General features: G+C 18.2%; 14 protein-coding genes. 6 read left to right on the top strand and 8 right to left on the bottom strand.

Features of this window, described 5'->3' with window-relative positions; genetic code table 11:
* Window positions 1-35 precede the first annotated feature (35 nt).
* The 8 genes from pheT to prfA all read right to left on the bottom strand — a co-directional run bounded on the left by pheT (window position 36) and on the right by prfA (window position 7762).
* Window positions 36-2165 (bottom strand): phenylalanine--tRNA ligase subunit beta, encoded by a 2130-nt coding sequence (gene pheT, locus GJT90_RS00525; protein ID WP_168919957.1) that lies wholly within the window; start codon window positions 2163-2165, stop codon window positions 36-38.
* Window positions 2162-3160: a phenylalanine--tRNA ligase subunit alpha gene (gene pheS, locus GJT90_RS00520; RefSeq protein ID WP_168919956.1), complete on the bottom strand. Its 999-nt coding sequence runs from the start codon at window positions 3158-3160 to the stop codon at window positions 2162-2164. The genes pheT and pheS overlap by 4 nt, the downstream gene beginning before the upstream one ends.
* Before the next feature lie 59 nt (window positions 3161-3219).
* Window positions 3220-3567, bottom strand: coding sequence for a 50S ribosomal protein L20 (rplT, locus tag GJT90_RS00515; protein WP_168894607.1), 348 nt, complete (start codon window positions 3565-3567; stop codon window positions 3220-3222).
* A 48-nt stretch (window positions 3568-3615) separates the two neighbouring features.
* On the bottom strand, window positions 3616-3813 hold the full coding sequence (rpmI, locus tag GJT90_RS00510) for a 50S ribosomal protein L35 (RefSeq protein ID WP_168919955.1): 198 nt from the start codon (window positions 3811-3813) through the stop codon (window positions 3616-3618).
* Between the two features lie 48 nt (window positions 3814-3861).
* Entirely contained in the window at window positions 3862-4401 is a 540-nt protein-coding gene (infC, locus tag GJT90_RS00505; RefSeq protein ID WP_168920250.1) for a translation initiation factor IF-3, read from the bottom strand.
* An 11-nt stretch (window positions 4402-4412) separates the two neighbouring features.
* A complete protein-coding gene (gene thrS, locus GJT90_RS00500) occupies window positions 4413-5681 on the bottom strand; it encodes a threonine--tRNA ligase (protein ID WP_168919954.1) in 1269 nt (422 codons plus the stop codon).
* 158 nt (window positions 5682-5839) lie between these two features.
* A complete protein-coding gene (prmC, locus tag GJT90_RS00495) occupies window positions 5840-6682 on the bottom strand; it encodes a peptide chain release factor N(5)-glutamine methyltransferase (RefSeq protein ID WP_168919953.1) in 843 nt (280 codons plus the stop codon).
* Complete coding sequence (gene prfA, locus GJT90_RS00490; protein WP_168919952.1) at window positions 6683-7762, bottom strand: peptide chain release factor 1; 1080 nt, start codon at window positions 7760-7762, stop codon at window positions 6683-6685.
* A gap of 179 nt (window positions 7763-7941) precedes the next feature.
* Between prfA and GJT90_RS00485 the strand changes: the two genes are divergently transcribed.
* The 6 genes from GJT90_RS00485 to sppA all read left to right on the top strand — a co-directional run bounded on the left by GJT90_RS00485 (window position 7942) and on the right by sppA (window position 14788).
* On the top strand, window positions 7942-8889 hold the full coding sequence (locus tag GJT90_RS00485; RefSeq protein ID WP_168919951.1) for a ribose-phosphate pyrophosphokinase: 948 nt from the start codon (window positions 7942-7944) through the stop codon (window positions 8887-8889).
* Window positions 8890-8910: 21 nt separating this feature from the next.
* On the top strand, window positions 8911-9510 hold the full coding sequence (gene pth / locus GJT90_RS00480) for an aminoacyl-tRNA hydrolase (protein ID WP_168919950.1): 600 nt from the start codon (window positions 8911-8913) through the stop codon (window positions 9508-9510).
* On the top strand, window positions 9510-10541 hold the full coding sequence (ychF, locus tag GJT90_RS00475; protein ID WP_168919949.1) for a redox-regulated ATPase YchF: 1032 nt from the start codon (window positions 9510-9512) through the stop codon (window positions 10539-10541). Before pth ends, ychF begins: the two co-directional genes overlap by 1 nt.
* A 42-nt stretch (window positions 10542-10583) precedes the next feature.
* Complete coding sequence (gene cls, locus GJT90_RS00470; RefSeq protein WP_168919948.1) at window positions 10584-12068, top strand: cardiolipin synthase; 1485 nt, start codon at window positions 10584-10586, stop codon at window positions 12066-12068.
* A gap of 69 nt (window positions 12069-12137) precedes the next feature.
* The gene (gene xthA, locus GJT90_RS00465) at window positions 12138-12947 is read left to right on the top strand and encodes an exodeoxyribonuclease III (protein ID WP_168919947.1); all 810 of its coding nucleotides are present in this window, start codon (window positions 12138-12140) and stop codon (window positions 12945-12947) included.
* A 29-nt stretch (window positions 12948-12976) separates the two neighbouring features.
* On the top strand, window positions 12977-14788 hold the full coding sequence (gene sppA / locus GJT90_RS00460) for a signal peptide peptidase SppA (RefSeq protein ID WP_168919946.1): 1812 nt from the start codon (window positions 12977-12979) through the stop codon (window positions 14786-14788).
* Window positions 14789-14832: the final 44 nt, after the last annotated feature.

The raw sequence follows: 14832 nt of genomic DNA, 5'->3' as shown, positions 1-14832 counted from the left end.
TTATTAAAATAATTTAAAAATTTTTTTAAATTATATTAGATAATATGATTTCTTAATAAAATTTGAAATTTTTGTTGTAATGTTAAAATACACTTATGTAAAATAAAACTTATTTCTTTTTCATTTAAAGTATAATTTTTATTTTGAATAAATAAACTTAAAGTAATACTTTTATAGCCTATAGGAATATTTTTACTCTGATATACATCAAAAATATTTATTTTTATTATTTCTTTTAAATTTAATAAATTTAATTCATTTAAAATATCTATAAAATATATATTTTTATTAATAAAAAAAGAAATATCTCTGCGATTAATTGGAAAATTAATATTTTTTTTTATAAAAAAAATATTATTAATAATAATCTTATTAAAAAATAATTCAAAGAAAAAAGTATTTTTATTTTCTATATTAAAATAACTAATAAATTTAGGATGTAACATACCAATATATCCAACATATATATTATTAAAATATATTGATGCATTTATGTAAGGATGTAATATTGTCATATTACATTGTTTACGAAATTCAATTTTATTTTGTTTAGTAAAAAAATTAAAAATAGATTCTAAATCACCTTTTAAGTCATAAAAATTTATTGTTCTATTTTTTTCATTCCAGTAATCTTCTTGTATATTACCATTAACTATTCCAGATAATATAAATTCTTGTGATATACCTAATTTTTTTTTAAAATTTTTATAAAAACATAAACCATATTCAAAAAAACGTAAATTTTTTTGTTGTCTATTCTGATTATAAATAATATTATTTATTAAACCATATGATAATGAATTACGCATTACAGATACTTCTTTGGTAATGGGATTTTTAATTTTAATAAAATCTATTTTAGGATACAATATAGATTGTATATTAGGATTGATAAAACTATAATTAATTACTTCGTAATATCCTCTATTAATTAATATATTTTTAATGTTTTTTAAATTAATTTTATTATTTTTTAATGTAAATTTATTATTTTTTAAAATATCATTTTTATTTAAATATATTTTTACTTTACTAGGAATTTTATTATATCCATATATACGTATAATTTCTTCTATTATATCTTCTTCTATATTTATATCATTACGCCAACTAGGTACTTTTATAATATAATAATTCACTTTTTCTTTTAAAATAAGAAAACCAAGTTTAATTAAAATATTATTAATATTTTTTTTATTAATACTAAAACCTAAAATTTTTTTTATTTTATCGAAGGATAATATTATTTTTTTAGGAATATAATTAATATCATTTATGTTAAATGAATATATATTACCTATTTTTCCTCCAAATATTTCTGATATTAAATTTACTGTTCTTATTATTACTTTTTTTATAATTAATGGATCTAAATATCTTTTATACATATTAAAAATATTATCATAAGAATGATATTTTTTTAAAAGTGAATTAATATATATTTTATTTAAAAATAAACATTCTATTAAAATATTTTTTGTATTTGATTCTACTATTATTTCTTTATTTTGAGTTATTCCTGGTATAGATAATATTTTATTATTATCTTTAATAATTAAAAAATCATTATTTTTATTATTAATGAATTTAATTTTTTGATTTTCAGTATCAATAAAATTAAATTTATTTTTTGTATTATTAATTATATAAATATTTTCTTTAATTTTATTTAAATCATATAATTGGATAGGATAGCCTAATTCTAAAAATATATAATTACGAATATTTAATAATGGATTTTTATGTATATAAAAACCTGATTTATATAACCTATCATTAATAATGATATAATTTTTTTTTTTTAAATCAATATTCTTAATTATACAATAATTATATTTATATAATTTATTTTTTATATTGTTATCAAAAAAAATGTTTATTTTATATTCTTTAGTTTTTTTTATTAAACTATTATAAGGAGTATCAACAAAAAATTTATTATTTGATAAAGTAAATAAATCTCTTGATAAACCTAATATACTTAAACAATCAGGTCTATTAAATGGAATATTTATATGTAAAATATTATCATAATTTTTATTAATATAAATAGGTTCAATCTTTTCTACTTCAAAACCTAATTTTGTTAATTTTTTAGATAGAATACTGATATCTTCATCATTTTTTAACCATTTACGTAACCATAATTCACTAAGTTTAATCATATAAAATTATTTAATTTAAATTGTTTAAGAAAACGCAAATCATTCTTATAGAATGAACGAATATCATTTATATTATAATATAGCATAGTTAATCTTTCTACTCCTATACCAAAAGCATATCCACAATATTTAGATGAATTTATATTAACATTTTTTAATACATTAGGATGTACCATACCAGCTCCTAAAACTTCAACCCATTTTTTATTTTTATTTAAAACATCTATTTCTAAAGAAGGTTCTGTAAAAGGAAAATATGAAGGTCTAAAACGTATTTTACATTTTTCCCCGAAAAAAAAATTTAAAAATAAAGATAAAATTCCTTTTAAATCCACAAAATTTACTTTCTTATTAATATATAGACCTTCTATTTGATGAAACATTGGTGTATGATTACTATCGCAGTCATTACGATAAACTTTTCCAGCAGTTAATATACGTATAGGAGGTTTTTTTTCTTTCATTATTCTAATTTGTACATTAGAAGTTTGTGTGCGTAATAATATATTTTTATCTAACCAAAATGTATCTTTTTTTGTTCTTGCTGGATGATTTTTAGGAATATTTAATGCATCAAAATTATGAAAACTATCTTCTATTTCAAGACCCATGACTATTTGAAATCCTATTTTTATAAAAAAATTTTCTATTTTTTTAATAATATAACTTAAAGGATGTTCAGAACCTATTTTAATAAATTTACCTGGTAATGATATATCTATTTCCTGTGATAAATATTGTTTACTATTTATTTTAAATTCTATTTCTTTTTTACGTTTTTGTATTATTTCTTTAATTATTTTTTTTTGATAATTAATAATGATACTTTTATTAATTTTTTCTTTTTTATTTAATTTTTTTATGAGTAAAAATTGAGAAGAGATATAACCCTTTTTACCTAAATATTTAATTTTTAATTTATTTAAATTAATAATATCTTTTGTTTCACAAATTTCTTTTTTAGCATTGATTATTAAATCATCATTAGATTTCATAAAAATATTCTCATTAATATACTAAAAAATAAAAATATAAAAATTTAATAAAAAATTACTTAATTAATTGAATATTTTATTAACTTATTAAAAGATACGTTATTAGATATTGCCATATTAGCTAAAATTTTCCTGTTTATATTAATATTATGTTTTTTTAAATTATATATAAAATTACTATAAGAAATTTTTCTTTTTCTTACAGCTGCATTAATTTGCATAATCCATAATTGCCTAAATTTTCTTTTTTTTTGTTTTCTATCTCTATAAGAATATTGTCCCGATTTAATAATTGCCTGAAAAGCAGAACGATAAGTCCTAGATTTAGATCCATAATAACCTTTTGCTTGTTTTAAAATTTTTTTATGTCTAGCTTTTGAAGTAACACCACGTTTAATTCTTACCATGTAAAAACTCCTAATATTTTGTTTAAAATATTTATTTCTTCTTTATTATTATAAATAAGGAAGACAAGTTTTTAATGAATATGTATCTCCTTTTTTAACTATTTTTTTTTGTCTTAATAATCTTTTTTTTTTTTTACTTTTTTTAGTTAATAAATGCCTTAAGTGAGATTGCTTATGTTTAAATTTTCCAGTACTGGTTTTTTTAAATCTTTTTGAAACACTTCGTACTGTTTTAATTTTTATCATATTTTAACCTTAAATAATTTTTAATAAAAATTTATTTTTTATTAATTTTTATTTTTTTGGAATTAATATCATTGTAATTTGTCTACCTTCGACTTTTTTAGGAAAAGATTCAACTATTGCTAAATTTTCTAAATCTTTTTTTATACGATTTAACATAAAAAAACCAAGTTTAGTATGTAACATTTCTCTACCCCTAAATCTTAAGGTTACTTTTATCTTATCCCCTTTTTTTAAAAAGCGTATTAAATTACGTAACTTAACTTGATAATCTCCTATATCTGTTCCAGGACGAAATTTAACTTCTTTTAAATGTATTATTTTTTGCTTTTTTTTTTGCTCCTTAGAAATTTTATTTTTTTCATATAAAAATTTACCATAATCCATTATACGACATACAGGAGGTATAGAATTAGGACTAATTTCAACTAAATCAAATCCAGTATTTTCTGCTTTTTTTAAAGCTTCTTTTAAGTTAATTATACCAATTTGCTCCCCTTTTAATCCTATTAATCTTACAATTTTACTTCTAATATTTTTATTTATTTTATTAGGTCGTAATAGTTGTAATATTTTTTTTCCACTTTTAATATTTTATCTCCTTAATTTTTTAAACTATAATTAATAATTTCTTTTTTTATTTTGTTAATAATATCATGAATGTTCATAAATCCCAAATTTTTACCAAAACAATTTCTAACAGAAATTGTATTATTTTTAATTTCTTGATCTCCACATATAAAAATATAAGGAATATGTTGAATAGTATATTGTCTAATTTTAAATGATATTTTTTGATTTTTTATATCATATTCTACACGAATATTATTTTTTTTAATTATTTTAAATATTTTTAAAACATAATCATTATGTTTTTCACTAATATTTAATATTATTATTTGAATAGGTGCTAACCAAATAGGTAAATAACCAGAGAATTCTTCAAGAAGAATACCTATAAATCTTTCTATTGAACCTAAAATAGCACGATGTATAATAATTGGAGTATCATGTATATTTTTCTTATTAATATAAAATAAATTTAAACATTGTGGTAATGTAAAGTCTAATTGAATTGTACCACATTGCCATTCTCTATTTAAACAATCAAAAAAAGAAAACTCTATTTTAGGACCATAAAATGCTCCTTCACCTATTTTATATTCAAAATTAATATTTAATTTTTTTAAAATATAAGATAAATCATTTTCTGTTTGATCCCAAAGTTTATCATTACCAATTTTATTTAAAGGTCTTGTTGATAATCTAATTAAAAATTTTTTAAAACCAAAAACACGATAAATATCATACATCATATTAATACAATTTTCTATTTCTTGTATAACTTGATTTTTTGTACAAAATATATGTGCATCATCTTGAGTAAAATTTCTTAATCTCATTAAACCATGTAGTGATCCTGATGATTCATTTCTATGACAAATACCAAATTCTGCAATTCTTAATGGTAAATCTCTATATGATTTTAATTTTTGTTGAAAAATTTGTATATGTCCAGGACAGTTCATAGGTTTAATACAATATTTTCTATTTTCGGAATAAGTAGTAAAAATTGCTTTTTTATAAATTTTCCAATGTCCTGTATTTTTCCATATAGAAATATCAGTTATTAAAGGAGTTTTTACTTCTATATAATTATATTGATTTAATTTTAAACGTAAAAAATTTTCTAATTCACGAAAAATAATATAACCATTATTATGCCAAAAAACCATTCCCGGAGATTCATTTTGGAAATGATATAAATCTAATTTTTTTCCTATAGACCTATGATCCTTTTCTAATAATTTTTTTTTATTAAATAAATTTAATTTTTTATCTATTTTTTTTAAATTATAATTTTGTTGCATTTTTTTTTTATAATAAAAATATTATTTAATAATAACAAAAATTTTTTATAAAATATATATAAAATATTAGAATAATATTTGTTATTTTTTATTTAGTTAGTATTAAATATATTTAATTTCTCAAAAAATTTTTATAATAATTAAATTTTTAAAATTTTTTAATTTATAATTTTTTGTCCACATATAACTCTATTATATCCTTGTATATCGGTATATTGATTAATATTTTTAAAATTTTTTATTTGAAACATTTTTTTTATAATATATCCTTGTTTATATCCATGTTCTAATATTAACCAACCATAATTATTTAAATATTTTAAAGATTTTGAAATAATATAATTTAAATCTTTTGTCCCTTTTTTAAGGGAAATTAATGATGTAAAAGGTTCAAATTTTAGTTCTTTTTCTAAAAAAAAATATTTGTCAATACTTATATATGGAGGATTACTAAAAATAATATCAAATTTTTTATTTTTTAATTTACTGAACCAATTACTTTTTAAAAAAGTAATATTATAAATATTTAATTTTTTAGCATTATATTTTGCTATATTAAGTATATTTTTACAAATATCAATAGCAATAATATTTAAAAAATTATATTCAAAAGCAATTGCAATAGCAATTGCACCACTACCAGTACCTAATTCTAATATTTTTGTAGTATTATTATTAATTTTTTGCAAAATAATATTTACTAAAATTTCAGTATCTTTACGAGGTATTAAAACATAAGGAGAAACATAAATTTTTAATGACCAAAATTCACAAAAACCTAATATATATGCTATAGGTTCTCCTTTAATTCTTCTTTGTAATAAATCTTTTAGTATTTTTAATTTTGTATAATTTATTTTTTTTTCACAAAAACCATAAATCCATGATTTAGATTTTTTTAAAATAAAAGATAATAATATTACAGATTCTAAATGATATAATAATATCTTATTTTTTTTTAGTAAATTAGCTGAATATTTTAACCATTTTTTAATAATCATTTATTTTTTTATTATATTTGATAATTTATTAGTATTATATTGTTGTATAATAGGATTTATTAATATATCTAAATTTCCATTCAAAATTTCATTTAATTTATAAATTGTTAAATTAATACGATGATCTGTTACTCTTTTTTGAATAAAATTATATGTTCTATTTCTATCTGAACGATCTCCTGTACCTAATAATATTTTTTTTTTTAGTGCATGATCTCTATTTTTTTTTGCAATCTCTATTGCATTAATTCTAGCTATCAAAACTTCTAAAGCTTTAGCTTTATTTTTATGTTGAGATCTTTCATCTTGACATTCAACTACTATTCCTGTTGGAATATGAGTGATACGAATAGCTGAGTCTGTTGTATTTACATGTTGTCCACCTGCTCCAGAAGATCTAAATGTATCAATTTTTAAATCTTGATTATTTATTTCTGGAATTTCTGTTTTTAATAGTTCTGGCATAACAGCAATAATACAAGTAGAAGTATGTATTCTACCCTGTGATTCTGTTTCTGGTACTCTTTGTACTCTATGTCCTCCTGATTCAAATTTTAATCTTCCATATACTCCAATACCAGTAATTTTTAAAATAATTTCTTTAAAACCTCCATGTTCACTATAATGTATATGAATAATTTCTACTTTCCATTTTTTAGATTCAGCATATCTAATATACATTCTAGAAATATCACTTACAAATATTGCTGCTTCATTTCCTCCTGAACCAGATTTTATTTCTAGAAAACAATTACGATTGTCTTTTGTATTTTTAGAAATAAAAAAATTTTTTATTTTTTTTTCTATTTTTTTTTGTTTATTTTTAATATTTTTTATATCTTCTAATACTATAGAATATATTTCTTTATCATTTAATAGTGATTCACTATTTTTTAAATTTAATTTAATTTTTTTCCATTTGATAAATAATTTAATTATGTTAGATAATTTTGCATGTTCAGTTGATAAATTACGCAAAGAATTATAATCATTATATAATTTATAATTATTTAATTTTTTTATTATATAATTATATCTTTTTTGTAATATATTAAGTTTTTTAATAATATAAGGATTCATAAAATTTATTTTAGTATTTTAAGTACAAATATAATATTATATATTATAAATAATATTTTATTAGTATTTTAATATAAAATATATTTTATATACATAATTTATATATAAAAATTTATTTATATTATTATCATTTAATATTAAAAAAAAATTAATTTTATAATTAAATAGGTGGTGAATTAGTGTCTAATATGAAATTATTTTCTGGAAATTCTGTTATAAAATTAGCAACTAAGATTGCTAATCATTTATATATTAATTTAGGTAAAATATTTGTAGGACGTTTTAGTGATGGAGAAATATCTGTTAAAATAAATGAAAATGTAAGAGGAGATGATATTTTTATAATTCAATCAACTTGTAATCCTACAAATGATAATTTAATTGAATTAATTATTATGATTGATGCTTTTAAAAGAGCATCAGCTGGTAGAATAACAGCAGTTATTCCATATTTTGGTTATGCTAGACAAGATCGAAGAATTAGTTCTGCTAGAGTTCCAATTACTGCTAAAGTAATAGCTGATTTTTTATCTAAAGTAGGAGTAAATAGAATACTAACAGTAGATTTACATGCAGAACAAATTCAAGGATTTTTTAATATTCCTGTAGATAATATATTTGCTAGTCCTATATTTTTAATGGATATATTAAAATATAAATTAAATAATCCAATAATAGTTTCTCCTGATATTGGTGGAGTAGTTCGTGCGAGAGCAATGGCAAAAAAATTATTTAATGGAACCATAGATATGGCAGTAATAGATAAAAGAAGAACTAATAATATAACAGAAATTATGCATATTATTGGAGATGTTAATAAACGTGATTGTATTTTAATAGATGATATTATTGATACAGGAGGAACTTTATGTAAAGCAGCTGAAGCATTAAAAAATAATGGAGCCAAAAAAGTTTTAGCATATGTTACACATGCTATTTTTTCTGGTAATGCAGCTAAAAATATTTTTAGTTCTGTAATAGATAAACTTATTGTATGTGATAGTGTTCCACTAAATGAAAAAATACAAAAATTAAATAATATTAAAGTATTATCTTTATCTCATATGCTTTCAGAAACAATAAGAAGAATTAGTAATGAAGAATCTATTTCTATAATGTTTAAATAAAAATAATAAATAGGTAAATATTTGAATACTTATATTAAAATAATTATAGGATTAGGAAATAATATAAATAATAAATTTATTGGATCTCGCCATAATTTAGGTTCTGATTATCTTATTAAATTATCTAAAAATTTTGATGTAAAATTTAAAAAAATAAAAAAATTTGATGGTTATGTTAGTGAAATTTATATTGCAAAATATAAAATAATTTTATTTATTCCTAATTCTTTTATAAATAATTCAGGTAAACCAATATTTAATATTATCAATTTTTATAAAATTTATTTTAAAAATATTTTAGTTATTCACGATGAATTAGATTTTTTACCGGGAATAATAAAATTTAAATATGGAGGGAGTAGTGGAGGTCATAATGGACTAAATAATATTATTAAAATTTTTAATAATAATTCTTTTTATAGATTACGTATAGGTATTGGACGTCCACATAATAAATCAGAAATAAATAATTTTGTATTAAATTATCCTACAGAAATAGAAAAAAACAAAATTAATTTTGCTATTAAAAATAGTATTAATGCTTTAATACTTTTAATTAAAACTAAAAATTATAATAAAGCTATTAATTACTTACATTCTAAAAATAATAAGGTTAAATAATGGGATTAAAATGTGGTATTATAGGTCTACCTAATGTAGGTAAGTCTACTTTATTTAATATATTAACTAATTCTAATGTAGATGCTTTAAATTATCCTTTTTGTACAATAAAACCAAATACTAGTATAGTTACTGTACCTGATGATAGATTATTTTATTTAGCTAAATTAGCTAAATCTAAAAAAATTATACAATCTATAGTAACTTTTGTAGATATTGCAGGATTAATAAAAGGAGCTTCTAAAGGAGAAGGATTAGGTAATCAATTTTTATATAATATATCAGAAGTTGATGCTATTATTCATGTAGTTCGTTGTTTTAATGATAAAAATATAATAAACTTATCATTTGATCCTATAGAAGATATTAATATAATAAATAATGAAATTATTCAATTTGATATTAATTTAATAAATAAATTAAAAAACAATATCTTAAATAAAAATTTTTATAAATGGAAATATTTATTAAAAATTTGTTTAGATTATTTAAAAAAAGGAAAATTACTTAATTTTTTAAGTTTAAATTTAAAAGAAAAAAAATTTTTACAAAATTTAAAATTATTAACAATAAAACCTATGATGATTATAGCCAATCTAAGTAGAAATAAAATTGAAAATAATTTTTTTTTAGAAAAAATAAATATTTTAATTAAAAAATATTTAGTTTGTAAAATATGTTTAAAAATTCCTCAAAAAGAAAAAAAATTAATTTTTTTAAAAAAAAATATTAATTTAAAAAAAATAATAATTTTAAGTTTTAAATTATTAAATTTACATACTTTTTATACTGTAGGAATAAAAGAAACAAAATCATGGAGCATTTTAAAAGGAACTACAGCATTAGATGCTGCTAAAAAAATTCATAGTGATATTCAAAAAGGTTTTATAAGAGCTAAAGTAATTCATTTTAAAGATTATGCACTTTATAAAAATGAAACACAAATAAAATTAGCAGGTAAAATTAGAATAGAAGGTAAAAAATATGTTATTTTAGATGGAGATATTATACATTTTCTTTTTAAAGTATAAAAGAATTTAAAAAATTTAAGTTTTAAAATATTAGATTTTAATATGATTAATTTTATGCATTTCTTACATAAAATATTATTATATATTCATATATTTATAATAATTTATATTATAATTAGAGTTTTTATAAGATATAAAGACATAAATATTTATATATTGTGGTTTTTTACCTTATATATTTTCCCTACTATTGGAATAATTTTTTATTTTATTTTTGTAGAAATTTATTCTAAAAAAAAATTTAAATGTAAAAAATCTAAAAAAATATGGGTTCATTATACTAAATTATTAAAAAATTTACAAAAATATTATAAATTGTATTATAAAAATAAAAATACAATTTCAGAAATTAAATCACTATTTCAATTATGTAAAAACCAACAAAATATTTTAAGTATGTCTAATAATTCAATCAAATTAATAAATTCATCTTTCAAATCAATTAAATTATTAATTAATGATATTAATAAGGCAAAAAATAGTATACATATTGTTTTTTATATATGGATACCAGGAGGATTAGTTGATAAATTTTCAAAATCTATAATAATGGCAGCGAGAAGAGGAGTCAAATGTTATATTATGTTAGATTTTATTGGAAGTAGAAAATTTTTTTATAGTTCTTGGTATAAGATTATGTTAAAAGTAACAGGTATTTTTATTGTTAAATCATTAAAAATTACAATTTTTAAATTTTTTTTTTATCGTATAGATTTAAGACAACATAAAAAAATAGTTTTAATTGATGATAAAATTGCTTATGTTGGTAGTATGAATATGATAGATGTTAAATTTTTTAAAAAAGATATTAAAATAGGAAATTTAATTGATTTAATGATTCGTATAAAAGGACCAATAGTTAATACAATAAGTATTATTTACTCATATGATTGGAAAATTGAAACAGGTAAAAATATTTTATCTATTAAACAACTAAAAAAAAATTTAGTTAAATATAAAAATATAAAAAAAAATAATATTAATAAAATACAAGTAGTTTTTTCTGGATTAAAATTATCAACACAAATTATTCATAATTCTTTAATTACAGCAATATATTTATGTAAAAAAAGTTTAATCATAACAACTCCATATTTTATTCCAAGTAATAATTTATTATTAGCAATTTGTATTGCTGCTAAAAGAGGAGTAAATGTAAAAATTATTATACCAAAATATAATGATTCAATTTTAATTTATTGGGCTAATAAATTTTTTTTTTATAAACTATTAAAATTTGGTGTTAAAATTTATCAACTAAAAAAAGGTTTTTTACACACAAAAAGTATTATTATAGATAAAAAAATTAGTTTTATAGGTACTGTAAATTTTGATATACGAAGTTTATATTTAAATTTTGAAATTAATTTGATTATATATGATATTATTTTTAATAATTCACTTTTACTTACACAAAATAAATATATTTTAAAATCTAAAAAATTAGAATATAATTTATGGATAAAAAGACCATATTGGCATAAATTAATAGAAAAATTGTGTTTTTTATTTAAATTTATATTATAAAAATAATGAATATTTTACTTATAAAAAATATAATATATAAAATGGTAATTTTAAAAAACTTAAATTATTATGAAAATTATCTCATTTAATATTAATGGATTAAGAGCTCATATACATCAGTTAAAATTAATTATAAAAATTTATAATCCTGATATTATTGGTTTACAAGAAATAAAAGTTAATAATGAAAATTTTCCTAAAAAAAAATTATCTAAATTAGGTTATAATATTTTTACATATGGTCAACAAAAATATAACGGTGTTTGTTTTTTGAGTAAGATTAAACCAATTAATATTAAAAAAGGATTTTTAAAAAGTAATGATGATAACCAAAAAAGATTAATAATGATTGATTTAAATAGTTCTATTGGTAATATAAAAATAATAAATTGTTATTTTCCTCAAGGAGATAATAAAAAAAATATTATAAAATTTAAATATAAAATAAAATTTTTTAATAATTTATATCTTTATATTAAAAAAAATTTAAATCCAAATAATCATATTATAGTTATAGGTGATATTAATGTGAGTATTACTGATTTAGATATTGGTATAGGAGAAAGAAATCGTAAAAAATGGTTAGAACAAGGAAAATGTTCTTTTTTACCAGAAGAAAGATTTTGTATTTATCAACTACTTAATTGGGGATTATTTGATATTTGGCGTTTAAAACACCCTTTAATAAATAATAAATTTTCTTGGTTTGATTATAGAAATAAAGGATATATTATGAATAAAGGATTAAGAATTGATAATATTTTAATAACTAAATCATTAATTAAATATTATATTGATTCTAATATAGATTATTCTATACGTAATTTAATTAAACCTTCAGATCATGCTCCTATTTGGGTAAATTTTAAAATTAATTAATAAATTTATATTTTTTTAATAGGTGAAAAATGATTAAATTTTTTAGTTTAATAAAATTTTTTTGTTGTTCTTTATGGTCATTGATTAATTTTACTAGAATACTAATTATAAATATAATTTTTATATTATTAGTTTCTATAATATTTTATTACATACATAATATAAAACATAATAAAAGTATTAATAGAACATTTAAAAAAAATAATCAAGTATTAGAAATTAATTTTGAAGAAAATATTAATAATGATACTGTATATAAAAATGGTTTATTATTTAATTTATTTAATAAATATATACAAAAAAAAAAAAATTATTCTATATTAGATATAGTTAAATCTATTAATCATGCAAAAAAAAATAGAAACATTTCTGGAATTATACTAAGATTGAATAACTTTAATATTCACGATATGTCTACATTACGTTATATTGGAAAATATTTAAATGATTTTAAAAAATCAGGTAAAAAAATATATGCAATTGCAGATATATATGATCAAAATCAATATTATTTAGCTAGTTTTTCTAATAAAATTATTATGTCTCCTTTTGGTCATGTAAAATTACATGGTTTTGAAACAGGTAGTTTTTATTATAAAAATATGTTAGACAGATTAAAAATAAAACCTAATGTATTTAAAATAGGAAAATATAAATCAGCTGTAGAACCTTTATTAAGAAATAATATGTCTAATTATAATAAAATAATCATGCAAAAATTACTTAACGATTTATGGGATGATTATTTAACAACTATTTCTAATAATAGAAATATAAAACCAGAAAAAATTTTTCCATCTGATGAAAATTTTTTATTATCTTTAGAAAAATATCATGGAGATTTTGCTTTATTTGCATTAGAAAATGGATTGATAGATAAAATTGGTACTAATTCTGAATTTGAAATAGAAATGATCAAAAAATTTGGATGGAATAATTCAAAAGAAACATATAATAAAATTAATCTCAATGATTATATAAATATATATAAATTAAATAATATAGAAGAAAATAATGGTAATATTGCAGTTATAACTGTAGATGGATTAATGCAGTACGGTAAAAATACAAGTAAGATAATTACTGGTGAAATACATAATGTCTATAAAAATCCAAATATTAAAGGATTAATATTAAAAGTTAATAGTCCTGGAGGAGATATAATGGCTGCTCAGGATATTTATAGTGAACTAAAGTTATTAAGAAAAGTTCATAAACCAATAGTAGTTTTAATGGGTAGTATGGCTACATCAGGAGCATATTGGATTTCTACAGCAGGTGATTATATTATAAGTGATCCTACAACTATAACTGGTTCTATAGGTATTTTTAGTGTTGTAACTGATTTTAGTGGATTTTTAGAAAAATTAGGTATAAATAAAGATGTAGTAAATATATCAGATCGATTTAGGATTGTTATGAGTAAAAAAATGCCATATGTAGCAAAAAGAATATTAAAATTAAGTATACAAAATGGCTATGAAAAATTTATTAATCTAGTTTCTCAGAGAAGAAATAAACCTATAGAAGAAGTTAAAAAAATAGCTAATGGTATAATTTTTACAGGAAAAGATGCTATTAAACATGGTTTAGTTGATGCATTAGGTGATTTTGATTATGCAGTATTAAAAATATCTCAATTAACAAAAATTAAACATGTTAAATTACAATGGGAAAATATCAAGACTTTTAATTTATTAAATTTTATTATTGAATCACATAGTTATATTTTGTCTAACATTATTAAAATTTACATAAAAGATTTTTTTAAAGAAAATTTTTTATCATTAAATAATAAAAATTATAGTTTAAAAGAAACATATTCTTTATATATTATATAAAATATAAATAATTTTATTATATTTTTATTTTTAGGAGATAATTA

This window comes from Enterobacteriaceae endosymbiont of Donacia dentata (assembly GCF_012570745.1).
GTDB lineage: Bacteria > Pseudomonadota > Gammaproteobacteria > Enterobacterales > Enterobacteriaceae.
Note: the sequence above shows the minus strand (reverse complement) of the source record. Positions and strands in the feature narration are given on the sequence as shown.

Excerpts from the sequence above, each read along its gene's own strand:
- sppA (WP_168919946.1), top strand. The coding sequence starts at position 12,977 with ATGATTAAATTTTTTAGTTTAATAAAATTTTTTTGTTGTTCTTTATGG.
- pheT (WP_168919957.1), bottom strand. The coding sequence starts at position 2,165 with ATGATTAAACTTAGTGAATTATGGTTACGTAAATGGTTAAAAAATGAT.
- thrS (WP_168919954.1), bottom strand. The coding sequence starts at position 5,681 with ATGCAACAAAATTATAATTTAAAAAAAATAGATAAAAAATTAAATTTA.
- pheS (WP_168919956.1), bottom strand. The coding sequence starts at position 3,160 with ATGAAATCTAATGATGATTTAATAATCAATGCTAAAAAAGAAATTTGT.
- xthA (WP_168919947.1), top strand. The coding sequence starts at position 12,138 with ATGAAAATTATCTCATTTAATATTAATGGATTAAGAGCTCATATACAT.
- ychF (WP_168919949.1), top strand. The coding sequence starts at position 9,510 with ATGGGATTAAAATGTGGTATTATAGGTCTACCTAATGTAGGTAAGTCT.
- rplT (WP_168894607.1), bottom strand. The coding sequence starts at position 3,567 with ATGGTAAGAATTAAACGTGGTGTTACTTCAAAAGCTAGACATAAAAAA.
- rpmI (WP_168919955.1), bottom strand. The coding sequence starts at position 3,813 with ATGATAAAAATTAAAACAGTACGAAGTGTTTCAAAAAGATTTAAAAAA.
- cls (WP_168919948.1), top strand. The coding sequence starts at position 10,584 with ATGATTAATTTTATGCATTTCTTACATAAAATATTATTATATATTCAT.
- prmC (WP_168919953.1), bottom strand. The coding sequence starts at position 6,682 with ATGATTATTAAAAAATGGTTAAAATATTCAGCTAATTTACTAAAAAAA.
- prfA (WP_168919952.1), bottom strand. The coding sequence starts at position 7,762 with ATGAATCCTTATATTATTAAAAAACTTAATATATTACAAAAAAGATAT.